The sequence below is a fragment of the Pseudoxanthomonas sp. PXM02 genome (genome assembly GCF_014851805.1).
Classification (GTDB): Bacteria; Pseudomonadota; Gammaproteobacteria; order Xanthomonadales; family Xanthomonadaceae; genus Pseudoxanthomonas_A.
This window is the reverse complement of sequence record NZ_JACVAK010000004.1, coordinates 52,885-75,131: the sequence shown is the minus strand read 5'-3', so window position 1 is coordinate 75,131 and position 22,247 is coordinate 52,885. Positions and strand designations below refer to the sequence as shown.

At 67.4% G+C, this 22,247-nt stretch carries 23 protein-coding genes; 16 read left to right on the top strand and 7 right to left on the bottom strand.

What is annotated here, in order from left to right:
- The first annotated feature begins 63 nt into the window (after positions 1–63).
- The 4 genes from IB225_RS17415 to IB225_RS17400 all read left to right on the top strand — a co-directional run bounded on the left by IB225_RS17415 (position 64) and on the right by IB225_RS17400 (position 4,216).
- Positions 64–1,446 (top strand): DcaP family trimeric outer membrane transporter, encoded by a 1,383-nt coding sequence (locus tag IB225_RS17415; protein WP_192313154.1) that lies wholly within the window; start codon positions 64–66, stop codon positions 1,444–1,446.
- Between the two features lie 11 nt (positions 1,447–1,457).
- Positions 1,458–3,122: an MFS transporter gene (locus IB225_RS17410; RefSeq protein WP_192313152.1), complete on the top strand. Its 1,665-nt coding sequence runs from the start codon at positions 1,458–1,460 to the stop codon at positions 3,120–3,122.
- 123 nt (positions 3,123–3,245) lie between these two features.
- Entirely contained in the window at positions 3,246–3,626 is a 381-nt protein-coding gene (locus tag IB225_RS17405) for a tautomerase family protein (protein ID WP_192313149.1), read from the top strand.
- Between the two features lie 173 nt (positions 3,627–3,799).
- Positions 3,800–4,216 (top strand): hypothetical protein, encoded by a 417-nt coding sequence (locus IB225_RS17400; protein WP_192313146.1) that lies wholly within the window; start codon positions 3,800–3,802, stop codon positions 4,214–4,216.
- A 26-nt stretch (positions 4,217–4,242) separates the two neighbouring features.
- Here the strand turns inward: IB225_RS17400 and IB225_RS17395 are convergent, their stop codons facing one another.
- Positions 4,243–4,575 (bottom strand): hypothetical protein, encoded by a 333-nt coding sequence (locus tag IB225_RS17395; RefSeq protein WP_192313143.1) that lies wholly within the window; start codon positions 4,573–4,575, stop codon positions 4,243–4,245.
- A gap of 119 nt (positions 4,576–4,694) precedes the next feature.
- Between IB225_RS17395 and IB225_RS17390 the strand changes: the two genes are divergently transcribed.
- The 4 genes from IB225_RS17390 to IB225_RS17375 all read left to right on the top strand — a co-directional run bounded on the left by IB225_RS17390 (position 4,695) and on the right by IB225_RS17375 (position 9,815).
- Positions 4,695–5,528, top strand: coding sequence for an ATP-binding cassette domain-containing protein (locus tag IB225_RS17390; RefSeq protein WP_192313141.1), 834 nt, complete (start codon positions 4,695–4,697; stop codon positions 5,526–5,528).
- A complete protein-coding gene (gene mutM, locus IB225_RS17385; RefSeq protein ID WP_192313138.1) occupies positions 5,521–6,339 on the top strand; it encodes a bifunctional DNA-formamidopyrimidine glycosylase/DNA-(apurinic or apyrimidinic site) lyase in 819 nt (272 codons plus the stop codon). The genes IB225_RS17390 and mutM overlap by 8 nt, the downstream gene beginning before the upstream one ends.
- 80 nt (positions 6,340–6,419) lie before the next feature.
- Positions 6,420–6,986 carry an ECF-type sigma factor gene (locus IB225_RS17380; protein WP_162338950.1) on the top strand — a complete coding sequence of 189 codons (567 nt, stop codon included), beginning with the start codon at positions 6,420–6,422 and terminating at the stop codon, positions 6,984–6,986.
- Between the two features lie 24 nt (positions 6,987–7,010).
- Positions 7,011–9,815 carry a serine/threonine-protein kinase gene (locus tag IB225_RS17375; RefSeq protein ID WP_192313135.1) on the top strand — a complete coding sequence of 935 codons (2,805 nt, stop codon included), beginning with the start codon at positions 7,011–7,013 and terminating at the stop codon, positions 9,813–9,815.
- Between the two features lie 6 nt (positions 9,816–9,821).
- On the opposite strand, the gene IB225_RS17370 is transcribed toward IB225_RS17375, so the two are convergent.
- Together IB225_RS17370 and IB225_RS17365 are read right to left on the bottom strand one after the other, a co-directional pair.
- Positions 9,822–10,445: a thymidine kinase gene (locus IB225_RS17370; protein WP_192313132.1), complete on the bottom strand. Its 624-nt coding sequence runs from the start codon at positions 10,443–10,445 to the stop codon at positions 9,822–9,824.
- A 55-nt stretch (positions 10,446–10,500) separates the two neighbouring features.
- Positions 10,501–11,241 carry a sel1 repeat family protein gene (locus tag IB225_RS17365; protein ID WP_225584022.1) on the bottom strand — a complete coding sequence of 247 codons (741 nt, stop codon included), beginning with the start codon at positions 11,239–11,241 and terminating at the stop codon, positions 10,501–10,503.
- 111 nt (positions 11,242–11,352) lie between these two features.
- On the opposite strand from IB225_RS17365, the gene IB225_RS17360 reads away from it, so the two are divergent.
- The 3 genes from IB225_RS17360 to IB225_RS17350 are packed head-to-tail and all read left to right on the top strand — an operon-like array spanning position 11,353 to position 14,161.
- A complete protein-coding gene (locus IB225_RS17360) occupies positions 11,353–13,329 on the top strand; it encodes a UvrD-helicase domain-containing protein (protein ID WP_192313128.1) in 1,977 nt (658 codons plus the stop codon).
- A gap of 56 nt (positions 13,330–13,385) precedes the next feature.
- On the top strand, positions 13,386–13,766 hold the full coding sequence (locus tag IB225_RS17355; RefSeq protein WP_192313125.1) for a hypothetical protein: 381 nt from the start codon (positions 13,386–13,388) through the stop codon (positions 13,764–13,766).
- A gap of 20 nt (positions 13,767–13,786) precedes the next feature.
- Complete coding sequence (locus IB225_RS17350) at positions 13,787–14,161, top strand: VOC family protein (protein WP_192313122.1); 375 nt, start codon at positions 13,787–13,789, stop codon at positions 14,159–14,161.
- Between the two features lie 14 nt (positions 14,162–14,175).
- Here IB225_RS17350 and IB225_RS17345 read toward each other — a convergent pair whose 3' ends face one another.
- Complete coding sequence (locus IB225_RS17345) at positions 14,176–14,568, bottom strand: Imm50 family immunity protein (RefSeq protein ID WP_192313119.1); 393 nt, start codon at positions 14,566–14,568, stop codon at positions 14,176–14,178.
- A gap of 7 nt (positions 14,569–14,575) precedes the next feature.
- On the bottom strand, positions 14,576–15,229 hold the full coding sequence (locus tag IB225_RS17340; protein ID WP_192313116.1) for a DUF480 domain-containing protein: 654 nt from the start codon (positions 15,227–15,229) through the stop codon (positions 14,576–14,578).
- A 114-nt stretch (positions 15,230–15,343) separates the two neighbouring features.
- On the opposite strand from IB225_RS17340, the gene IB225_RS17335 reads away from it, so the two are divergent.
- The 5 genes from IB225_RS17335 (at position 15,344) to plsB (ending at position 21,351) form a co-directional block, all read left to right on the top strand.
- Positions 15,344–16,258, top strand: a complete 915-nt coding sequence (locus tag IB225_RS17335) for a 5'-nucleotidase, lipoprotein e(P4) family (protein ID WP_192313113.1) — start codon at positions 15,344–15,346, stop codon at positions 16,256–16,258.
- A complete protein-coding gene (gene pyrF, locus IB225_RS17330) occupies positions 16,255–16,980 on the top strand; it encodes an orotidine-5'-phosphate decarboxylase (RefSeq protein WP_192313705.1) in 726 nt (241 codons plus the stop codon). The genes IB225_RS17335 and pyrF overlap by 4 nt, the downstream gene beginning before the upstream one ends.
- 259 nt (positions 16,981–17,239) lie before the next feature.
- Entirely contained in the window at positions 17,240–18,172 is a 933-nt protein-coding gene (locus IB225_RS17325) for a hypothetical protein (RefSeq protein ID WP_192313098.1), read from the top strand.
- On the top strand, positions 18,169–18,543 hold the full coding sequence (locus tag IB225_RS17320; protein ID WP_345776642.1) for an excalibur calcium-binding domain-containing protein: 375 nt from the start codon (positions 18,169–18,171) through the stop codon (positions 18,541–18,543). Before IB225_RS17325 ends, IB225_RS17320 begins: the two co-directional genes overlap by 4 nt.
- A gap of 120 nt (positions 18,544–18,663) precedes the next feature.
- Positions 18,664–21,351: a glycerol-3-phosphate 1-O-acyltransferase PlsB gene (plsB, locus tag IB225_RS17315; protein WP_192313095.1), complete on the top strand. Its 2,688-nt coding sequence runs from the start codon at positions 18,664–18,666 to the stop codon at positions 21,349–21,351.
- Positions 21,352–21,368: 17 nt separating this feature from the next.
- Here plsB and IB225_RS17310 read toward each other — a convergent pair whose 3' ends face one another.
- Together IB225_RS17310 and IB225_RS17305 are read right to left on the bottom strand one after the other, a co-directional pair.
- Complete coding sequence (locus IB225_RS17310) at positions 21,369–21,836, bottom strand: hypothetical protein (RefSeq protein WP_192313079.1); 468 nt, start codon at positions 21,834–21,836, stop codon at positions 21,369–21,371.
- Between the two features lie 3 nt (positions 21,837–21,839).
- Positions 21,840–22,229, bottom strand: a complete 390-nt coding sequence (locus tag IB225_RS17305) for a hypothetical protein (protein WP_192313076.1) — start codon at positions 22,227–22,229, stop codon at positions 21,840–21,842.
- Between the last annotated feature and the right edge of the window lie 18 nt (positions 22,230–22,247).

Sequence of the window (22,247 nt, the reverse complement as noted above, 5' to 3'; positions counted from 1 at the left end):
GGCATGCAGGCGCAAGTCTCCCCCCAGCCGCGCAACGCGGCCATCAACCTTTCGGGAGGGGTTATGACCCAACGTTCCGCATTCGCGCGACGGCCGCTGGCTGCCGCGCTGTTCGTCGCTTTGATCGCGCCGGGGATGGCGTTCGCACAGACCGCCAAGGAAAAGGCGCTGGAAGCCCGCGTGGCCGACCTGGAGCGGCAGGTGCAGCTGCTGCTGTCCGCACAGCAGCAACAGCAGACGCAGATCACCACCACGCAGGAGCAGGTGACGCAGGTGCAGGCCAAGCAGGCCACCGCACCGGCCGCCGTGCCCGCGGGCAAGCAGCCGATCCAGAACACCACCATCCTGACCGCGTCGAACCCGGGGAGCACGTTCTCCTACGGCGGCTTCATCAAGATGGACGCGATGGTCACCGACACCAGCGACGGCCGCATCGCCGATGGTTCGTCCGGCCGCCTGTTCTACGTGCCCAGCACCATTCCGGTCGGTGGCGCAGGTGCCGACGGCGGCGACCCCTATGCCGACTTCCACGCGCAGTTCTCGCGCTTCTGGTTGAGCGCGGACCACGTCACCGAGGGCGGCGACAAGCTCAAGGGCTTCGTCGAGATGGACTTCTTCGGCGGCGGCAGCAATGCGCTGGCCGGCAACGAGACCGCGACCAATACCTACGCCGTCACCCTGCGCCATGCATATGTCAGCTGGAACAACTGGCTGGCCGGCCAGACCTGGTCCAACTTCATGGACGCGGCGGCGCTGCCGGATGCGGTCGACTTCGTCGGCCCCACCGACGGCACGATCTTCGTGCGCCAGGCGCAGTTGCGCTACACCAAGGGTCCGTGGTCGTTCTCGATCGAGAACCCGCAGACCACCGTCACCCCGTACCTCACCGGTGCGCGCTTCAACAGCGGGGACAACGCCGCGCCGGACGTCACCGCGCGCTGGCTGACCAAGGGCGACTGGGGCCACTTCACCGTCGCCGGCATGGTGCGCCAGTTCAAGCTGCTGGACGAGACCGATACCGGCGCATCCGTCAGCGTCTCGGGCAAGTTCAACCTGGGCAAGAACGACGACATCCGCTATGCGGTGAACGCCGGCCAGGGCATCGGCCGCTACCTCGCCTTCGGCGTGGGCAGCGACGTGGTGACTGAGGCCAACGGGGACATCAACGCGCTGGACGGCTACGGCGGTTTCGTGGCGTGGCGCCATGTGCTCAGCCCGAAGATGCGCACCAACCTGATGTATTCCGCTTCGCACTTCGACAACGACACCGCGCTCACGGGCTGGGGAGTCACCGAGCGCACGCAGTCGCTGCACGCCAACCTGATCTACTCGCCGTTCCCCAAGCTGGATATCGGCGCGGAGCTCATCTACGGCCAGCGTTCGCTTGAGGACGACCGCGAGGGCGACCTGAAGCGTCTGCACACCTCCGTCAAATACACATTCTGAGGGGAATCCACATGAGTTCCACGACTGCGCAGCATTCGCCGAAGGGTGAGCTGACGAAGGGCCACAAGAAGGTCATCTTCGCCTCCAGCCTCGGCACCGTCTTCGAGTGGTACGACTTCTATCTGTACGGTTCGCTGGCGGCCATCATCGCCAAGCAGTTCTTCAGCGGCGTCAACCCGACCACGGGCATGATCTTCGCGCTGCTGGCGTTCGCGGCGGGCTTCTTCGTGCGTCCGTTCGGCGCGGCCTTCTTCGGTAGCCTCGGCGACCGCATCGGCCGCAAGTACACGTTCCTGGTCACCATCCTGATCATGGGCATCTCGACCTTCCTGGTCGGCGTGCTGCCCAACTACGAAACGATCGGCATGGCGGCGCCCGTCATCCTCATCGTGCTGCGCCTGTTGCAGGGCCTGGCGATGGGTGGCGAGTACGGCGGCGCGGCGACCTACGTGGCCGAGCACGCACCGGACGGCAAGCGCGGCCTGTACACCGCCTTCATCCAGACCACCGCCACGCTGGGCCTGTTCCTGTCGCTGCTGGTGATCCTGGCGTGCCGCCTGTCGCTGGGCACGGAGGCGTTCGAGGCCTGGGGCTGGCGCATTCCGTTCCTGGGTTCGATCGTGCTGCTGGGTATTTCGGTGTGGATCCGCATGCAGTTGAGCGAGTCCCCGCTGTTCCAGCAGATGAAGGCCGAGGGCAAGGGTTCGAAGACGCCGTTCCGCGATTCGATGAAGGGCGGCAACCTGAAGCTGATGCTGCTGGTGCTGTTCGGCGCCACTGCCGGCCAGGCCGTGGTGTGGTACGCCGGCCAGTTCTACGCCCTGTTCTACCTGCAGAGCATCCTGAAGGTCGACTCCACCGTCGCCTACCTGCTGATCGCCGCCGCGCTGTTCCTGGCCACGCCGTTCTTCCTGTTCTTCGGCTGGCTGTCGGACCGCATCGGTCGCAAGAAGATCATCATGGCGGGCTGCCTGCTGGCCGCGGTGACCTACTTCCCGATCTTCAAGGGCATCACCCACTTCGCCAACCCGGGCGTGGAAGAAGCCAGCCGTACCTCACCGGCCGTCGTGGTCGCCGACAAGAACACCTGCTCCTTCCAGTTCGACCCGATCCCGGGCACGCGCAAGTTCACCAGCTCGTGCGACCAGGCCACCGCGGCGCTGGCGCGCGCCGGCGTGCCGTACAGCGTGCAGACCGCCCCGGTCGGTTCGCTGGCGCAGGTGAACGTGGGCGCCACCTCGGTGCCGTCGTTCGAAGCCGCCGGCCTGTCCGGCGACGACGTGAAGGCCAAGACCGCCGCGTTCGGTGGTGAGCTGAAGAAGGCGCTGGGTGCCGCCGGTTATCCGGAGAAGGCAGATACGAATCGCATCAATGTCCCGATGACGATCTTCCTGCTGTGGATCCTGGTGATCTACGTGACCATGGTGTACGGCCCGATCGCCGCCTACCTGGTCGAGCTGTTCCCGACGCAGATCCGCTACACCTCGATGTCGCTGCCGTACCACATCGGTAACGGCTGGTTCGGCGGCTTCCTGCCGGCGATCTCCTTCGCGCTGGTCGCGGCCACGGGCAACCTGTACTACGGCCTGTGGTACCCGATCGGCATCGCGGTGATGACGCTGATCATCGGCACGCTGTTCCTGCGCGAGACCAAGGACGTCGATATCACGAAGTAAACGTTCCTCCCCCGCCGGCCCCTCCCAGGGCCGGCAACCTCGACGCCGGTCCTCGTGGCCGGCGTTTTCTTTTGCGTAACGGTCGCCCGCTAAGCTGGCCGCCCTTTCCCGCGGGAGCACGCCATGCCGCTCGTCACCCTCACTGTCCGCGCGCCGAAGGACGACGCCTTCAAGTCGTCGATCCTGGATGCCGTGCACGCTGCGCTGGTCGCCTCCGGCGTGCCGGCCACCGACCGCTTCCAGCGCGTGCTGGAACTGTCGGCGGAAGACTTCCGCTACGACCCGTCGTATCCCGATGTCGCTGGCGCGCGCGACGAGGACTTCGCGCTGATCGAGATCCTGTGGTCCGTCGGCCGCAGCGTGAAGGTCAAGAAAGCGCTACTGGCGGACCTGATGCAGCGACTGACGGCCGCCGGCAGGAATCCGGAGAACGTCATGGTCTGCTTCAAGGAAACGACGTGGGAGAACTGGGCGTTCGCAGGCGGGCGTTTGATTCACACCTGAGGGGTAATCCCCACGCCGGTCCTCATGGCCGCGGTTTTCTTCTTCGTGCGAACTGTCACACAGCACGTGTCACTGTTACTCGAATGACACTTGAGCCTCATGGATTGATTGATGCTTGGCACGTCAACAGAATGACCAGGAAGGTGAACACGCCGCGTAAACAGGAACCCGCCATGTCCCAGGTGCCCCATGAGATCCAGTCCGCGATTTTCGGCAAGGCCGAGGAAGATCATCCCGGCGACTTTTGCGCCCAGAAGCACATGATCGAACTAGAGTGCGCCGCGTACCTCGAGGTTCAGATCCTGCAGAGCAGCCCGTACGAAGAGTCGGACATGCATGCCATCCTGGTCGCCGCCTGCAGCGATTGGCCGGGCAACTACCAGATGCAACTTCGTGCATGCCAGCATCAACTCGAGCACCGTGACCTTCTGGCTCGTTATCAGGACGATCGCTTGCCACACGCGGTTGTCGACACCATCAAGGCCAAAGCCGCGCGTGACTGGCCCCGCAATCTGATGTTCCGTTACCTATCCCTCAATCGGCAGTGCGAGGCGTGGCTTGCCATTGAAGAGCTGCGCGCCAGCGCCTAGAGCGTACGCAGGCCGGCCCTGAGGGTTCACCTGGGCGGCGCCGCCAGTTCCTTTTCGCTCAGGAAGCCATCGCCGTTCGCGTCCTGGCGCTTAAAGCGATCCGCCAGCTGCGCGAGATGGGCTTCGCGCGTGATCGGTTTGCCGCGTCCACCGGGCAACTCCTCGACCGACAGCAGACCGTCGCGATTGCGATCCATGCCATCGAAGGCGTAGCTCATCCAGGCCTGGTACTCGGCCAGGCTGACGCGACCATCGCGATCAGTATCCATCCGCGCGAGGTACTCGCCGGTGGCGGTGACCTGCGCCGGCGCCGCAAACGGCACACAGGCAAGAGCGAGCAGGGGCAGGAGGCGGCGCATGCCCGCATTGTAGGGGGCGTGTCGCCGATCGCGCGACGCGGTCGATTCCACCACCCTGCGGTCCTCGGCACGGCGGCGGATTCGGGTACGCTGGTCGCGCACCAACCCTCCCCGCACCGATGACCCTGCCTGCCTCCCCTGCTGCGGCCACGTCCGCGGCGCCCCTGTTCGAACTGGACCGCGCCACCGTCGTGCGCGGCGCCACCCGCGTGCTGCACAACCTGTCGCTGAACATCCCGCTGGGCCAGCACACGGCGATCCTGGGACCCAACGGTGGCGGCAAATCGACGTTCATCAAGCTGATCAACCGCGAGCTGTATCCGCTGGCGCGCGAAGGCGATGCGCCGGTGAAGGTGTTCGGCCTGCGCCGCTGGAACGTTAACGAACTGCGCAACCGCCTGGGCGTGGTGACCAGCGACCTGACCCGCGACCTGCAGCAGATGCCCTATCTGCGGGTGGAGGATGCGGTGGTCACGGGCTTCTTCTCCAGTTTCGTGGTGCCGCCGCACCGGCAGATCGACGCCGACATGCGCACGCGGGCACGCAATGCGCTGGAACAGGTCCGCGCGTCCGCCCTGGCCGACCGCCACGTTGCGGAGCTGTCGACCGGCGAGATGCGGCGCGTGCTGATCGCGCGCGCGCTGGTGCACGAACCGCAGGCACTGCTGCTGGACGAACCCACTGCCGGGCTGGACCTGGTGGCGCGGCAGCATTTCCTCGGCCTGATGCGTACGCTGGCGCAGCGCGGAATCACGCTGGTGCTGGTGACCCACCACATCGAAGAGATCATCCCCGAGATCGACCGCGTGCTGCTGCTGCGCGACGGTGCCGTTTACGCCGACGGCGACCGCGAAGCCACCCTGACGGACGCGCATCTCAGCCACGCGTTCGGCGGACCGGTACGCGTGCGCTGCGAGGACGGCTACTACAGTGCGGTACCCGGCCATGCCTGAGCTGCCCGAGGTCGAGACCACGCGCCGCGGCCTGGCGCCGCACATCGAAGGCCGGCGCATCCAGGCCGTGACGCTGCGCCGGCCCGACCTGCGCTGGCCGATCCCGACGGAGATCGCGCAGGACCTGCCCGGGCAGCGCATCGACGCCGTGCGCCGACGCGCCAAGTACCTGCTGATGGACACGGCCGCCGGCAGCGCGCTGCTGCACCTAGGCATGTCCGGCAGCCTGCGGGTGCTGCCCGCCGACACACCGGTGACCGCACACGACCATGTGGACATCGCGCTGCAGGGCAAGGAGGCGCGCGTGCTGCGCTTCAACGATCCGCGCCGCTTCGGCTGCCTGCTGTGGCAACCGCTGGGCGAAACCCACCCGTTGCTGCAGGGGTTGGGGCCGGAGCCGCTGTCGGACGACTTCGACGGCGACTACCTGTTCGAACTGAGCCGCGGCCGCAAGGCGCCGGTGAAAACCTTCCTGATGGACCAGGCGGTGGTGGTGGGCGTGGGCAACATCTACGCGGCCGAGAGCCTGTTCCGGGCCGGCATTTCGCCGCTGCGTGCCGCCGGCAAGGTCTCGCGGGAGCGCTATGTGGCGCTGGCCGCGGCCGTGAAGGACATCCTGGCCTACGCGATCACCCGCGGCGGCACCACGCTGCGGGACTTCCTGAGCCCCGACGGGGCGCCGGGCTACTTCGAGCAGGAACTGTCGGCTTACGGCCGGGGCGGTGAACCCTGCCCCCGCTGCGGCCGGCCCATGAAGCAGGCCAGCATCGGCCAGCGGGCTACGGTCTGGTGCGGGCACTGCCAACGCTGACCGCCGTGGGATGCCGTTTCAATCACGTCATGTGAGGTAAATGACGTTATATTCCCGCCCTTGGCACGTGGGGAAGACGGATGGCCGACGCACCTGACATCACCTTGTGGCTGGATTCGGCCCGCGGCGGCGATCGCGCCGCGCTGGACCGCGTGCTGGCCACGCTGTACCAGGAACTGCACACCATGGCGCGCCGCCAGCTGTCCGGCCAGCACGGCTACACGCTGGACGCCACCGCGCTGGTGCACGAGTCGTATCTGAAGCTGCTCGGCTCCACCGGCACCGCCAAGTTCGAGGACCGCGCGCACTTCTTCGCCTACGCGGCCTCGTCGATGCGCAGCGTGGTGGTGGACTACGCCCGCAGCCGTCTGGCGCGCAAGCGCGGCGGCGACCTCAAGCGCGTGGCCGACATCCCGGAAGAAGTCGAAGGCAACCTGCGCCTGGATGAGGACATGCTGGCGCTGAACGACGCGCTGGAGAAGCTGGCCGCCGCCGACGAACGCCTCGCTCAAGTAGTGGAGATGCGCTACTTCGCCGGCCTGTCGGAACTGGAGATCGCCGAACTGCTGCAGCGCTCCGAGCGCAGCATCCGCCGCGACTGGCAGAAGGCGCGGCTGTTCCTGCTGTCGGCGATGGCGGACAGCTGAGGCCGGCCTCCCCGCGCCACACCGATGGACGTCGAACGCTGGAAACGCCTGTCGCCGTTGCTGGACGTCCTGCTGGAGCTGGAGCCTGAGGCGCGCGCCGAGCAACTCGAGATCCTGCGTGCGGACGATCCCGACACCGCACGAGAAGTAGAGAAGCTGCTCGCACTGGAAGAAGAAGGCGACGGTTTCATCGACCAGCCTTTGGTCGACAAGCCCGGCCAGCTGAAGCCCGGCATGCGTATCGGCCCATACCAGCTGGAGTCGCTGCTGGGCGAGGGCGGCATGGGCCTGGTGTGGCTGGCTACGCGCGCTGATGGCCTGTACAAGCGGCGGGTCGCGCTGAAACTGCTGCGCCCCGGCCTGGCCGATCCCAATCTGCGGCTGCGCTTCACCCGCGAGCGCGAGATCCTCGCGCGCCTCGAGCACCCCAACATCGCGCGCCTGCTGGACGCCGGCATCGGCAGCGAAGGCCAGCCCTACCTGGCGCTGGAGTACGTCGAAGGCGTCTCGATCACCGACTACTGCCAGGCCAACAACGTCGGCCTGGAGGGCCGGCTGGCGTTGTTCCTGCAGGTCTGCGAGGCGGTCAGCCACGCGCACGCCAACCTGATCGTCCACCGCGACCTCAAGCCGTCCAACATCCTGGTGACGCCCACCGGCGACGTGCGCCTGCTGGACTTCGGCATCGCCAAGCTGCTCGACGATCCCGAGCCCGTGCCGGTGCATCCGCGCACCGAGGTGCGTGCCTTCACCCTGCACTACGCGGCACCGGAGCAGGTGCGTGGCGAACTCGTCACCACGATGACCGACGTGTACTCGCTCGGCGTGGTGCTGTACGAACTGATCGCCGGCACCAAGCCCTACCGCCTGCGCCGGCAGACCGATGCCGAGTGGGAGCAGGCCATCCTGGCGGTGGAACCGCTCAAGCCCTCGGTCGCTACCCTGCGCACCACCGACGGCAGCCGCAGCCGCTGTCCGGATGCGCGCCGCACCTCACGCAAGCTTGCCGGCGACCTCGACAACATCGCCCTGAAGGCGCTGCAGAAGCTGCCCGAGCATCGCTACGCCTCGGTCGAAGCGCTATCGCAGGACCTGCGGCGGCATATCGAGGGGCGGCCGATCCACGCGCGCCCGCAGAGCGTGGGCTACCGGTTGCAGAAGTACCTCGTACGCCACCGCTGGGCGCTGGCCGGCGGCGGCCTGGCGACCACGGTGCTGGTGGCCGCACTGGCCGCCAGCGTGCTGCAGGGACGGCAGGCGATGCGCGAGACCGCCCGCGCGCAGGCGATGCAGGACTTCGTGATCGGCCTGTTCGACAACGCCAGCGCGTCGCAGCAGGGCAGCACCTTCGATGCGCGAGAGCTGCTGGCGGCGGGTGAGCGCCGCGGCGATCGCGAACTCGCCAACCAGCCGCGTGCGCAGGCCGAACTGCTGGGCGTGATCGCCCGCCTGCGTCTGGGCCTGGGCGACTACCACGAATCACTCGCCCTGCTGGAAAAGCAGCAACGCGTGCTGGCGTCCACCGACGACGCACCGGACAGCCTGCGGCTGCAGGCCGCCACGCAGCACGGTCGTGTGTTACGCCTGCTCGGGCGCTCGCGACAGTGCGTGCAGGCGATGGCGCCGATGGAAACGCGCCTGGGTTCGCTGGAGTCGCGCATGCCGCTGCGGGTGGCGGAGTTCCAGTCGCAGAACGGCCGCTGTCGCGCGGATGCCGGCGAGAAGCAGCTCGCCCGGCAGATGTTCGACCGCTCGCTGGAGATCCGCCGCGGCCTGAAGGATGAGGCCGGCGTCGCCGAGAACATGCGCGACCTCGCGCAGCTCGATGTCGAGCTGGGCAATGCCGACACGGGCGCACGCGGCTACCGCGCCGCGCTGGCGCACCTGCAGGCCAACGGACACGCGCGGCATCCGCTGGTGATCGAGATCCAGCGCAGCCTGGCGCTGCTGTACCGCAACCGCGGCGAAACCGACGCCGCGCTGGCAGCGTTCCAGCGCGCGCGTGCGCTGTCGGAAGACATCCACGGCCCCCGCCATCCGCTCACCCAGGCCCTGCGCCGCCACATCGCCGCGGTGCAGGTCGACATGGGCCAGCTGCACGAGGCGGACGAGGAACTGCGACGCCTGCATGCGATGACGCTGGAGTCGCTCGGCCCGCACCATCGCGACACCGCGTCGAGCTGGAACTCGATGGGCATCATCGCGTGGGAGCGCGGCGACAATGTCACCGCCGTGCGCGACGTGGCGCAGGCCGTGGCGATCTGGCGCGAGAACGAAAGCCTGCAGATCCTGCCCGGCGGCCTGTTCAACTACGGCATGGTGCTGCACAGCGCCGGCCGGTACGACGAAGCGCTGGCGGCGCTGGAGGAATCTCGCCAGATGCGGGTGGGCACGATCGGCGCCAGCCATGCGCTGATCGGCGAGACCGACCGCATGATCGGCGAAGTGCTGGCCGCGAAAGGCGACCTGGAAGGCGCGACGGAACGCTTCGATCGCGCCGTACGCCTGACCCGCGTCGGCTTCGGCCCCGAGCATCCGCGCACCTGGTTCGCGGAACTGTCGATGGCCCACCACCTGACACGACTGGGTCGTCCGCAGGACGCGATCGCCCCGCTGCAGAACCTGGCGGCACATGAAGGCGGCGGCAGTGAGGCACCCAAGCTGCGCTGGCTCGCGCGCGCCTACCTGGCGGAAGCGCGCTGCCGGCTGGGCGAGAAGGACCGCGCACACCGCGAGCTGGACGCACTGGCCGGCGAACTGCGCGTCGCACTGCCGGATGGCGGCATCATCCCGCGCGAGGTCACCGAATTGCGGGCGGCCTGCCGCTGAAGCGACTCAGTCCAGCGGTAACGCCGGCTGCAGGGGCTCGATCCGACCCTCGCCGCGCGCGATCTTCTTGAACTCGGCACGACTGACCGACACGTAGCGCTCGTTGCCGCCGATCTCAACCTGCGGGCCGTCCTGCACTGCCAGCCCCTGCTCGTTGACGCGCACGGTCATGATGGCTTTCTTGCCGGTATGGCAGATCGTCTTGATCTCGCTCATCTCGTCGGCCCAGGCCAGCAGGTACTGGCTGCCCTCGAAAAGCTCGCCGCGGAAGTCCGTGCGCAGGCCGTAGCACAGCACCGGAATGCGCAGGGCATCGACCACCTCGCTGAGCTGCCAGACCTGCGCCCGGGTGAGGAACTGCGCTTCGTCCACCAGCACGCAGTCGAGCTTGCCGTGGGCGGCGATGTCGTCGCGGATCCAGCGTTCCAGGTCGTCGTCGCGCTCGAACGCAACCGCCTCGGAGCGCAACCCGATACGCGAGGCCACCACACCGGCACCGGCACGGTCGTCCAGCCGCGGCGTCAGGATCGCCACGCGCATGCCGCGCTCGCGGTAGTTGTGCGCGGACTGCAGCAACGTGGTGGTCTTCCCGGCATTCATCGCCGAGTAGTAGAAGTAGAGCTTGGCCATGGGGCCATTGTAGACCGCCCCATCACGACCTCTGCCGCGGTATATCCAGGCTGCGTCAGTCGCCGGACTTCTTGGCTTCCGGCACCTGCACCGGGCTGCCGACCTCCACGTTGCCACCCTGCGGTTTGCTCCAATAGCTATCCTGGGTGCACCAGTACTGCTCAGGCTCCCAGTATTCCGGGGCATACATGATCCCGCCAGGGACTTGTTCACCGGCCGCCGGGCCGGTCGTTGGCACGACATACAGGCCTACACCGACGAAGCCTGTTCGACTACCCGTGATCGTGGTACGCACCTTGAGCAGTTGCTCTTCCATCCGCGGCTTGGCAAGGCGGTCGGCATACTGCTCGAAAATCGGCTGACCACGCACGACGGCATCCGCGCGCTGGTCTTCATCCAGCATGCTCCAGTAAAGCTCCCGCTGGTAAAGGAAGTCGTGGTACATGCGCTCGGCGGCCAGGTCCATCCATACATAGGCCAGTGCTCGATCGGATTCGGTGCCCATGCCGTTCCAGTACATGTGCGCCACCATCGACTGGGAGAACTTGTCCGCATACGACGACGCGTGCTTGAAGCTGTTGAGCGCTTCCGGATACTTGCCCTCGCGGTATTCCCCCAACGCGATGCTGCGCCAGCGCAGGTCGGGATGCGCTTCGAAGAAGCCGTCCGTCATGATCTCTGCGGGAACCGGCTTGGCAGGCTTCCTCCTGCAGTCGTCCGTAGTGGCAGCCGTGTTCGCCCACGCAGGCGCGGAAATGACCATCGACAACAGAAGTGCGGCGTCCTTCGGACGCATGGCCTCTCTCCTTGGAAATGTTCCGGAGGATCAGTACCACCACTCACGATGCGCCGCAAGTCTCCTGGCCGCTCGTGGAGACCACGCCCGGACCGCTACAATTTGTCTGACATGCACGGTCTCAATCCCCCCCAACGCGCCGCCGTCCTTCACAGCAAGGGCCCCCTGCTCGTGCTCGCAGGCGCAGGCAGCGGCAAGACGCGGGTGATCGTGGAGAAGATCGCGCACCTGATCGCGGGCAACCACTTCCCGGCGCGCCGGATCGCGGCGATCACCTTCACCAACAAGTCCGCCAAGGAAATGCGCGAGCGCGTGTCGAAGCGGATCAGGGGCGACGCGGCCGAAGGGCTGACCATCTGCACGTTCCATGCGCTGGGGCTGAAGTTCCTGCAGATCGAGCATGCCGCGGTGGGCCTGAAGCGTGGCTTCTCGATCTTCGATGCGGACGACGCCAGCGCGCAGGTCAAGGACCTGATGTACGGCGCCAAGCCCGACGACGTGGAAGCGGCGAAGAACCTGATCTCGCGCGCGAAGAACGCCGGCCTGTCGCCCGAGGAAGCGCTGGCCGAAGCACGCACCAACCGCGAGAAGGACGCCGCGCTGCTGTACCAGCGCTACCAGGATCGATTGACCACGTTCAATGCGGTCGACTTCGACGACCTGATCCGCCTGCCGGTGCAGATCCTGGAGAACAGTCCCGAGATCACCGCCGCGTGGCGCGAGCGCATCGGCTACCTGCTGGTCGACGAGTGCCAGGACACCAACGACGCGCAGTACCGCCTGCTGAAGGCGATCGCCGGCGAACGCGGCGACTTCACCTGCGTGGGCGACGACGACCAGAGCATCTACGCCTGGCGCGGCGCGAACCCCGACAACCTGCTGCAGATGGCGAAGGATTATCCGGCGCTGCAGATCGTCAAGCTGGAACAGAACTACCGCTGCAGCAACCGCGTGCTGCGTGCGGCGAACGCGCTGATCGCCAACAACCCGCACGAGCATCCGAAGGCACTGTGGAGCGACCAGGCCGACGGCGAGCGCATCCGCGTGTGGGAATGCCGCGACAACGAGCATGAAGCAGAGAAGGTCGCTGCCGAGATCTCGTTCGTGCATGCGTCGAAGAGCGCGGCCTGGAGCGACTTCTGCATCCTGTTCCGCGGCAATCACCAGTCGCGCGCGCTGGAGAAGGCGCTGCAGCTGCTGCGCATCCCCTACCACCTGACCGGTGGCACCGCGTTCCTTGAGCGGCAGGAAGTGAAGGATGCGCTGTCGTGGCTGCGCCTGTTGGTGAACCCGGACGACGACGCTGCCTTCCTCCGCGCCGTGCAGTCGCCGAAACGCGAAGTCGGCGCCACGTCGCTCGCGAAGCTGGCGGAGATGGCCCAGCACGCGCACCTGCCGCTGTCGCGTGCAGCGGAATCGATGGGCGCACTGAAAGCGCTGCCGCCGCGCGCGGCCAACGGCCTCAGCGCCTTCGTCGACATCGTGCGCGACCTGCGTCGGCATGCCGAGGAACTGCCGCCCGCCGATCTGGTGCGACGCCTGAGCGAGCGCTCCGGCCTGCTCGCCGACCTGCGCTCGCAGTGCAAGGACGAAGCCTCGTTCCAGCGCCGCCGCGCCAACCTGGATGAACTGGCGGACTGGTTCGAAGGCGGACCACGCGGCAGTTCGGCCGGCGACCTTGCCGCGCAGCTCGCGCTGCTGTCGCGCAACGACAAGGACGACGGCGGCAACCAGGTGAGGCTGATGAGCCTGCATGCGGCGAAAGGCCTGGAGTTCCGCTATGTCTTCATCGTCGGCTGCGAGGACGGCACGCTGCCGCACGAGACCAGCGTGGAGGAAGGCAACCTGCAGGAAGAGCGGCGCCTGATGTACGTAGGCATCACCCGCGCCAAGGAACAGCTGTGGCTCAGCCACAACCGCGAGACGCGCCGCTTCGGCGAGCGCATGCGCCTGCAGCCGAGTCGCTTCATCGACGAACTGCCCGCCGACGAACTGCAGCGCGATGGCGCCGACCCGGTCGCCGATGCGGAGCGAAAGAAGGAACGCGCCAGCGCCGGGCTGGCCGCGATCCAGGCGATGTTCGACTGACACCAGGCGCTCGCCCAACGCGGTACGCTTGGCGCGCCTCCCAGGGAGTACAGACGATGACGCGCAACAGCCGGATCTGGTGGCTGGTGGGTTTCCTGATCGCCCTGGTCGGGGTGGGCTTCCCCTACTGGCGGGCACCCTCGGCGATGATCGCGCTGCCCGGCGCGTTCTATGGACCGGGCCTGGCGGCCATCGCCGTGATCGCGATGATGCTGCGCGCCTTCGGCACCGGGCGCTTCGTTGCTCTCTGGCTGCTGATCGCCTCCGCCGCGCCTGCCGCCGTCCTGCTCCGGATGGCATTCGGCGATTCCGCGGGTACGCCCGTGTCCTGGCCGCGCGAACTGCTGATCGCCAGCGCGCTGGGGCTCGCGGCCTCGCTTGTCGGCACCCTCATAGGCAGCCTGTTCCTGCTGCGCAGCAGCCGGCGCCCGACGTAATCCAGAAGGGAGACGCCACGATGGAACCCCGACTCTCCACCATTCGCCAGATCGCCATCACCGTCGGCGATGTCGAGACCGCGCTCGCGTTCTACCGCGATGCGCTGGGACTGAGCTTCCTGTTCCAGCCCGCACCGACCCTGGCCTTCCTGCAGGCCGGCGATGTTCGCCTGATGCTGACCACACCGCAGGGTGCTGGTGCGGTCGGCGCGAATTCGATCCTCTACTTCACCGTGCGCGACATCGTCGCCACACAGGCCGCCCTGGTCGCGCGCGGCGCGACGGAAGAACGTCCGCCGCAACTCGCCGCCCGCATGCCCGATCACGAACTGTGGACGGGTTTCCTGCGCGATCCGGATGGCAACCTGGTGGGGTTGATGGAAGAGAAGCGCTGACGGTCAGCGCACGCTTACGCGTCTTCGCCGGGATCGTGGTAACCGGACAGGGATTCCACCCTGATCAGTGAAGCGCGAAGCGTCAGCACGACGTCATCGCTCGCGAACGCGACTTTCCATGCGTCACCTGCCGGCTGCACCGACAGTCGCCCCTTCATCGTTGTCGCGAAGCCGGAAAGCGCGAGCTCGCTCACGTCGAAACAGGCCAGCCGCACCTGGGTGCGATTGGCATCTGCATCCCAGCGCGCGGGCACCGGTTGAGGAACAACAGGCAGGTCGAAGCGCAGCCGGACGCTGGGGCCATCGCGATGCGCGATCACTTCATGCAGATCGACGGGCAGCGTGCCGACATCGGTCGGGAGTTGCGCCAGCGACTGCGGATTGGACACCGCGGTGGTCCAGTCCATCCGCGGCTCACTCTGCGCTGCGGCTGCCGAGCAACTGCTCGACCTGCTCGCGCAGCGCGGCGACCTCACCTTCGAGCGCGGCGACACGCGCTTCGAGTTCCGCATTCGCAGGCTCACCTGCAGGCGATGAAGGCAGTCGCGCCGCAATCGCGGCGACATCCACCGGCCCGCTGAGCAAGTGCATGTAGCGGTCCTCGCGCTGGCCGGGACCGCGCGGGATCTGCACGACGAGGGCGGTCTCGCGCTGGATCAGGCGATCGAGGTGATGGCGGACGTCGTCGGCATCGTTGAACTTGAACAACCGCTCGCTGCGCGCGAGCAGTTCGTGCACGGTCTGCGCGCCGCGCAGCATCAGCAGGCCCAGCAGTACCGACTGCTGCTGCGGAATACCGAAGAACGCCGCCGTGCGGTGTTCGTACCGTTCTGCACGCGAAGAGAACACCTGCTTCGCCAGCCCCTTTTGTTCCAACTGGCGCAAGGCATGGTTCACCGCACCCGGGTCCAGCGCCATGACTGGATCGCGCGCAGTCTTCTGGTTGGCGGCCACCTGGGCGGCATTGACCGTCAGCGGATAGGTTTCCGGTGTGGTCGCTTCCTTCTCGATCAGGCAGCCCAGCAGGCGGGCCTCGGCGGCATTCAGGACGGGCGCGGTGTCTTCCATGGAGGCATCGGGAACAGGAACGGGCCGGCAGGATAACCCGCGCATCGCTGCGCGGAACGACGGGTGTAATACCGGTCGGCTAGAATTCCCTCACATTTTTAGACGGGATCTTCCATGCGCGTTTCCCTGCTTGCCGCCGGCCTGGCGGCGTCGTTGCTGACCCTGGCCGCCTGCAAACGCACCGAACCCGCTGCCGCACCGGCCGAGCCCGCTGCGCCTGCCGCTGCCACGACCGAAGCGGCGGCGAAGCCCACCGGCACGCACGACAACCTCAATGCCGTGGCGTGGGTGCAGACCTCGGTCGAGTACCGCGCGATCACCACGCAGACCTTCCGCGCCGCTGCCGATCACCTCGACGCGGCGCTGAAGGAAAAGAACTGGGACGCGCTGGTTCCGGGCGAGCGCGGTAACGCGGCGGCCGGCCTGAAGCCCGCCGTGGTGATGGACGTGGACGAGACCGTGCTGGACAACTCGCCGTACCAGGCGCGCCTGATCCGCGACGGCAAGGAATACGACGAGATCAGCTGGGACCAGTGGGTCGCCGAGAAGAAGGCCAAGCCGCTGCCGGGCGTGGTGGACTTCGCCAGGGCCGCCGCCGAGAAGGGCGTGACCATCCTGTATATCTCCAACCGCGCCGTGCACCTGAAGGAAGCCACGCTGGCCAACCTGCGCGAGGCCGGCCTGCCGGTCGCCGACGACAGCGTGTTCCTCGGCCTGGGCACCGTGCTGGAAGGCTGCGAGCAGAACGGCAGCGAGAAGAACTGCCGCCGCCGTCTGGCCGGCCAGCAGTACCGCGTGCTGATGCAGTTCGGCGACCAGATCGGCGACTTCGTGCAGGTGGAGGCCAACACCCGTGATGGCCGCCAAGCGTTGTTCGACGAATACGACGACTGGTTCGGCGAGCGCTGGTGGATGTTGCCCAACCCGACCTACGGCTCGTGGGAGCCGGCGCTGTTCAACAACGCCTGGGACCAGCCACCCGCCGCCCGCACGCAGGCCAAGCGCGACGCGCTGGACTACGCGCCGTGAGCGCACGCGGTCCCGTCGCGCTGAACGCGCGTGAACGCCTGATCTTCGCGCTGGACGCGCCGTCCGGCACCGATGCGCTGGCGTGGGTGGACCGGCTGGGCGACGCCGTGCAGTTCTACAAGATCGGCATGGAGCTGCTGGCCAGCGGCGACTACTTCACCGTGCTGGACGAGCTGGCCCGCCGCGACAAGCGCGTGTTCGTCGACCTGAAGTTCTTCGACATCCCCGCCACCGTGGCGGGGGTGATCCGCGGTCTGTCGCGCTGGCCGGTGACCTACGCGACCATCCACGGCTGGCACGCCGGGATGATGGAAGCGGCCGCCGAAGCGCGTGGCGGTGATCTGCGCCTGCTGGCCGTAACTGTGCTGACCTCGATGGACGGCGGCGACCTGCGCGCCATGGGCATCAACAGCGGCGAACCGGCCGACATCGTCGTCCAACGCGCGCTTGCTGCCCAGACGGCCGGCATCGACGGGGTGATCTGCTCCGGGCAGGAGGCCGGCATGATCCGCGCCGCGACCGGGGCTGGCTTCTCGATCGTCTGCCCGGGTATCCGCCCGGGTGGTCCGGTGGGGGACGACCAGAAGCGCACGGTCGGCGTAGCCGAGGCGTTCGCACTGGGCGCCGACGCCATCGTGGTGGGCCGGCCGATCAGCAAGGCGACCGATCCGCGTGCGGCGGCCGAGGCCATCCAGGCCGAGATCGCCGCTTCCGTCAAATAAAATCAATAACTTGAAGCAAGTTACTTCAGGTATTGCCTTAGCATTCGGGCGCAGGTAGTCTGTGCGCATCCGGCCTTCGGGCCGGAGATGTGCCACAACACTTCGTCCTCCGGCTTCGGCCGGATTTCAGGAGGTCCGCGGGGTCGCAAGACATCCGGACCTCCTTTTTTATTGTCCGGGCGAAGCGACTTGCGACGGCCATGCTTGCCGCCTCAAGCCCCGGCCGCGAAGATGCGGGGCGACTGGGGAGTCACACCGCATGAAGCCGAAGCCGTCCGCGTCCGTCCTGCGCGTGCTGGCAGCCCTCGGGCTGTCGCTCGTGGTGCTGGCCGCCTGCAAGAAGCGCGAACCCGAAGAACTTGCCGGCGCCGCCACCGAGCCGGCTGCGGCCGTACGCCAGCTGGCGACCCACCTGCAACGCAATGACCTGGTCGGCTTCGCACGCGATGCCGTACCGCCCGACACCCACGCACGGCTCGACGCTGCCTGGCGTGCCGGCCAGAGCCGCTGGCCGCTGACCGAACTGCCGCTGGACGACAAGCTGGTGCCGATGCTGGCCGCGCTGTCGGCGAAGGATGCGGAAAAGACGCTGCAACGTAGCTTCGACCGCCAGTTCGCCCGCCAGGACCGCGACCTGAAGGAAGCCGCGCGCACGCTGGGCCTGTTCGGCGTGCAGTACGTAAAGAACGAAGGCGACTACACCCAGGAAGAGCGCGACCACTACGCGCAGGTGATCGCCGCACTCGGCGACTGGGCGCAGCAGGCGCCGCTCGGCGACCCGGCCCTGGCGCGGACCACCTTGGCCCGACTGGCGCCCGCGGCACGCCGCAGCGGCCTGACCACGGACGACGCACTCAACCAGGCCGGCATGACCGCCAGCCTGCAGCGGCTGACACCGTTCTTCATCGAGGCCAAGGCCACGTTCGCCCGCTACGGCTTGCCGCTCGATACGACCTTCACCGATCTGCGTACCGGTCTGGTGGAAGAGAAAGGCGATACGGCCACCGTGCGCATCCACTATCCGCTGGGCGAGCGCGAGATCGATACCGTGGTCAGCCTGACCCGGCGCGACGGCCAGTGGTATCTCACCGACTACCTCAGGCACGCCGACGACGTGCTGGCCGCCGCGCTGCCCGCGCCGGACACGCTGCCGGCGCCGCCGCCCGAAGAAGAGACGCCATCGCCGCCGTGACGAACCGGCGACCCTGCGCGATCACGGTCTTCGCACTGGCAACACTGCTGGCGAGCGCCTCCACCACGCACGCGCACTCGGGCGGCCTCGACAAACACGGTTGTCATACGAACCGGAAGACCGGCGAGTACCACTGCCATCGCGGCGGCGACGCGGCCCGCACGACGCTGGCCGCACCCGGGCCCGACCAACGACCCGCATCCTCCAGGCCCTCGCGCCTCGACGGCCCGACGCCCGGCCGCGCCTTCCGCAACTGCGACGAGGCCCGCGCGCACGGCGCAGCGCCGGTACGGCGGGGCGATCCCGGCTATGGGCCGCACCTGGACCGCGACAACGACGGCGTGGGCTGCGAGCCGTATCGCGGGCGCTGAACCCTTTCGTTTCAGTCACTTGCGGCTCACCCGGCGATGTCCATCGGCACCGGGGTGCCGGCGGAAGTCCGGCATGACGCCCTGTAACCGCTTTCCAGCCAGCCATGGGCGTGGGCCATAATGCCGCCGATGCCTGAACAGAATTCCCTGCCGTTCCCCGACGGCCCCAAGCCGACGCCTCCGGAGAAGAAACCCGAGGCGACGGGTGCGCCTGCCTCCGAGACGGCGCAGGACCCGGCAGGCCGCGACGAGGCACCGGTGACGGCCGGCGTGCCGATGGCACCTCCCGCCGCCGCCCGCCAGGCCAAGCGTCCGCTGTGGGCGCGCCTGCTCGGCCGCCTGGCCGATCCGTGGCTGGCCTTGAACATCGAACCCGGCGTACCGGCCGACCTGCTGGACGGCCGCCCGGTCTGTTACGTGCTGGAAGACTACGGCCTGTCGAACGCATTGATCCTCGACCGCGCCTGCCGCGATGCCGGCCTGCCCTCGCCGCTGGTGCCGCTGCCGGTCGGTGGCAATCCGCTGGGCCGCAATCGCGCCTACGTGGCGCTGTCGCGCCGCAATGCCAGCACCCTGATCCCCGACCAGGTCAGTGCCAAGACGCATTCCGGTTCGCTCGCCAAGCTGCTGCAGGCGCATCGCGCCAGCCCCGGCCTGGACGTGCAACTGGTGCCGGTGTCGATCTTCGTCGGCCGCGCGCCGGACAAGCAGAGCGGCTGGTTCTCGGTGCTGTTCTCCGAAAACTGGGCGATCGTCGGCCGCTTCCGCCGCCTGCTGGCCATCCTGCTCAACGGCCGCGGCACCATCGTGCGCTTCGCGCCGCCGGTGTCGCTGCGCACGACGGTTGACGAGGGCCTGGAGCCCGAGCGCACCGTCCGCAAGCTGTCGCGCGTACTGCGCACGCACTTCCACCGCATCCGCGAAGCCGTCATCGGCCCCGACCTGTCGACGCGTCGCCTGCTGGTCGACCAGGTGCTGGCCGCCGAGCCGGTGAAGGAAGCGATCGCCGAACAGGCCCGGCGCGACAAGTCAAAGCCGGAAGATGCGTGGAAGAAAGCGCACGCCTACGCCTGGGAAATCGCCGCCGACTATTCCAATCCGGTGGTGCGTTCGGCCAGCTTCCTGCTGAGCCATGTATGGAACCAGATCTACGACGGCGTGCTGGTCCATCACCTGGACAAGTTCAAGGAAGCCGCACCCGGTCATGAAGTCGTCTACGTGCCCTGCCACCGCAGCCACATGGACTACCTGCTGCTGTCGTACCTGCTGTACGAACGCGGCATCGTGCCGCCGCACATCGCGGCCGGCATCAATCTCAACCTGCCGGTGGTGGGTACGCTGCTGCGCAAGGGCGGCGCGTTCTTCATGCGCCGCAGCTTCCGCGGCAACCCGCTGTACTCGGCGGTGTTCACCGAATACGTGGCGCAGCTGGTCTCCGGCGGCTACTCGCTGGAGTACTTCATCGAAGGCGGACGCTCGCGCACCGGCCGCCTGCTGCCACCGAAGGGCGGCATGATCTCGATGACGCTGCGCGCGTTCCTGCGCCAGCCGCGCAAGCCGGTGCTGTTCCAGCCGGTCTACATCGGCTACGAAAAGCTGCTGGAAGGCACCAGCTACCTGGACGAACTCAGCGGCCGGCCGAAAGAGAAGGAATCCATCTGGGCTGTGCTGTGGGGCATCCCGAAGGTGCTGCGGCAGAACTACGGCCAGGTGGTGGTGAATTTCGGCGAGCCGATTCCGCTCAACGACGCGTTGACGAAGTACGCGCCCGAGTGGGACGGCACGCCGGTCGGCGAAGAGGAAAAGCCCGCGTGGCTGTCCGACATCGTCGACGCCCTGGCGCAGCAGATCCAGGTCAACATCAACCGCGCCGCCGACGTGAACCCGATCAACCTGCTGGCGCTGGCGCTGCTGTCCACGCCCAAGCACGCGATGGGCGAAGCCGACCTGATCGCGCAGATCGAACTGTCGAAGACGCTGCTGGCCGAACTGCCCTACTCCGACCGCGTCACCGTCACCCCACATTCGCCGGACCGCATCATCTCCCACGCCGAGGAGATCAACATGCTGCAGCGGATCAAGCATCCGCTGGGCGACGTGCTGAGCGTGGACGACGACACCGCGGTGCTGCTGAGCTACTACCGCAACAACGTGCTGCACTTGTTCACGGCATCGTCGTGGATCGCGTGCTGCTTCCAGAACAACCGCCGCATGAGCCGCGCCGGCGTGCTGCGCCTGGGCCGCACGCTGTACCCGTTCCTGCAGGCCGAGCTGTTCCTGCCGTGGAGCGAGGACGAGTTCGCCGAACGCATGGAACGCACCATCGAGGTGTTCGTCCGCGAAGGCCTGCTGCAACAGGTCAACGACGACGACGGCGGCATCCTGGCGCGCAGCGCCGGACAGACCGACGAGGTGTTCCGTCTGCGCGCGATCGGCCACTCGCTGCAGCAGGCGTTCGAGCGCTACTACATCGCCATCTCGGTGCTGGTGAAGAACGGCCCGGGCACGCTGGGCGCCGCCGAACTGGAAAGCCTGTGCCAGCAGGCCGCGCAGCGCCTGAGCCTGCTGTACGCGCCGGCCGCGCCGGAGTTCTTCGACAAGACGCTGTTCCGCGGCTTCATCCAGAAGCTGCGCGAACTGAAGCTGGTCTGGCCGGACGAGAACAGCAAGCTGCTGTTCGACGAACGCCTGGATGCGTGGGCGCGCGACGCCAAGGCCATCCTCGGCCGCGAACTGCGCCACACCATCGAGAAGGTCAGCCCCGAAGCCGCTCGGCCAGCCGAGCCAGCGGTCGCGCCGCAGGACTGATCCTGCGGCATCCGGCCTCAGAAGATCGCGCGCGGCAGCTCCGGCTCTTTTCCGACTGAGCACGCGCCGCGGAATGTCTCGTTCAGTTCGGGATGGAGCTTGTAGGTCGTGCTGATCACCACGCTTCCGTCTGACCGGTCGATGCGGATGTTCGTGATGACATCTCCCCACACTTGGAGCCACTGGAAGTACAGCGGCAGATAATCACAGCTGTCGCTGCGATCGCCGCGTACCAAGGGCTGCCGATCGCAGACCTTGCCGCCCCAACCGTACTTGTCGCGCCATTCGTGCCAGGTTCCCGCGACCGGATCGATCTTGAACACCTGTGGATCGCGATCTCCCGCTTTGCAGTGCAGGACTATCGGCTCGGCATGCACCAGGCCGGAGAATGCGATGCCGATGCAGACCGCAATGGCCCGCGCCCCCCGGAGCGCATGAGCAGGTGATCGCATGAAAGGACGCGTCTTCGTCAGCAGACCACGCATCGCTCAGTATCCCGGCTCGCTTCTCGGCAGGTAGCTGACCTGCATGGCCGGCATGCCCTCCCTCGCGTTGACGACCATCACCCGCTGGCGGTAGTTGTACGCTTCCTCATAAATCCTGCGCCTGCTGCAGCTCGTGTACAGGGCTTCCTTCGGAATAGTGGACATCGAACTCACCATCTCGCGGAACTTGTCACTGTTCCAGTTCTCCACGTGCGTCGTCACGTAGCGGACCTCGGCGATATCCGACACGAACGACTTGCCGGCCGGGCGGTTCTGCGAGACGCAGACCATGTAGCCGGTGTCGACCGTCTGCGAGCGTGCCGCGGGCGCTGCGGCCAGCATGGAAGTCGCCAGCGCGAAGGCCATGGCCAATGTCAGGCTCAAATGCTTCATGGATCACTCCTTGTAAGG

What these genes read in the sequence shown, in the direction of transcription:
- IB225_RS17415 (WP_192313154.1), top strand. Translation starts at nt 64, where the DNA reads ATGACCCAACGTTCCGCATTCGCGCGACGGCCGCTGGCTGCCGCGCTG.
- IB225_RS17410 (WP_192313152.1), top strand. Translation starts at nt 1,458, where the DNA reads ATGAGTTCCACGACTGCGCAGCATTCGCCGAAGGGTGAGCTGACGAAG.
- IB225_RS17405 (WP_192313149.1), top strand. Translation starts at nt 3,246, where the DNA reads ATGCCGCTCGTCACCCTCACTGTCCGCGCGCCGAAGGACGACGCCTTC.
- IB225_RS17400 (WP_192313146.1), top strand. Translation starts at nt 3,800, where the DNA reads ATGTCCCAGGTGCCCCATGAGATCCAGTCCGCGATTTTCGGCAAGGCC.
- IB225_RS17395 (WP_192313143.1), bottom strand. Translation starts at nt 4,575, where the DNA reads ATGCGCCGCCTCCTGCCCCTGCTCGCTCTTGCCTGTGTGCCGTTTGCG.
- IB225_RS17390 (WP_192313141.1), top strand. Translation starts at nt 4,695, where the DNA reads ATGACCCTGCCTGCCTCCCCTGCTGCGGCCACGTCCGCGGCGCCCCTG.
- mutM (WP_192313138.1), top strand. Translation starts at nt 5,521, where the DNA reads ATGCCTGAGCTGCCCGAGGTCGAGACCACGCGCCGCGGCCTGGCGCCG.
- IB225_RS17380 (WP_162338950.1), top strand. Translation starts at nt 6,420, where the DNA reads ATGGCCGACGCACCTGACATCACCTTGTGGCTGGATTCGGCCCGCGGC.
- IB225_RS17375 (WP_192313135.1), top strand. Translation starts at nt 7,011, where the DNA reads ATGGACGTCGAACGCTGGAAACGCCTGTCGCCGTTGCTGGACGTCCTG.
- IB225_RS17370 (WP_192313132.1), bottom strand. Translation starts at nt 10,445, where the DNA reads ATGGCCAAGCTCTACTTCTACTACTCGGCGATGAATGCCGGGAAGACC.
- IB225_RS17365 (WP_225584022.1), bottom strand. Translation starts at nt 11,241, where the DNA reads ATGCGTCCGAAGGACGCCGCACTTCTGTTGTCGATGGTCATTTCCGCG.
- IB225_RS17360 (WP_192313128.1), top strand. Translation starts at nt 11,353, where the DNA reads ATGCACGGTCTCAATCCCCCCCAACGCGCCGCCGTCCTTCACAGCAAG.
- IB225_RS17355 (WP_192313125.1), top strand. Translation starts at nt 13,386, where the DNA reads ATGACGCGCAACAGCCGGATCTGGTGGCTGGTGGGTTTCCTGATCGCC.
- IB225_RS17350 (WP_192313122.1), top strand. Translation starts at nt 13,787, where the DNA reads ATGGAACCCCGACTCTCCACCATTCGCCAGATCGCCATCACCGTCGGC.
- IB225_RS17345 (WP_192313119.1), bottom strand. Translation starts at nt 14,568, where the DNA reads ATGGACTGGACCACCGCGGTGTCCAATCCGCAGTCGCTGGCGCAACTC.
- IB225_RS17340 (WP_192313116.1), bottom strand. Translation starts at nt 15,229, where the DNA reads ATGGAAGACACCGCGCCCGTCCTGAATGCCGCCGAGGCCCGCCTGCTG.
- IB225_RS17335 (WP_192313113.1), top strand. Translation starts at nt 15,344, where the DNA reads ATGCGCGTTTCCCTGCTTGCCGCCGGCCTGGCGGCGTCGTTGCTGACC.
- IB225_RS17325 (WP_192313098.1), top strand. Translation starts at nt 17,240, where the DNA reads ATGAAGCCGAAGCCGTCCGCGTCCGTCCTGCGCGTGCTGGCAGCCCTC.
- plsB (WP_192313095.1), top strand. Translation starts at nt 18,664, where the DNA reads ATGCCGCCGATGCCTGAACAGAATTCCCTGCCGTTCCCCGACGGCCCC.
- IB225_RS17310 (WP_192313079.1), bottom strand. Translation starts at nt 21,836, where the DNA reads ATGCGTGGTCTGCTGACGAAGACGCGTCCTTTCATGCGATCACCTGCT.
- IB225_RS17305 (WP_192313076.1), bottom strand. Translation starts at nt 22,229, where the DNA reads ATGAAGCATTTGAGCCTGACATTGGCCATGGCCTTCGCGCTGGCGACT.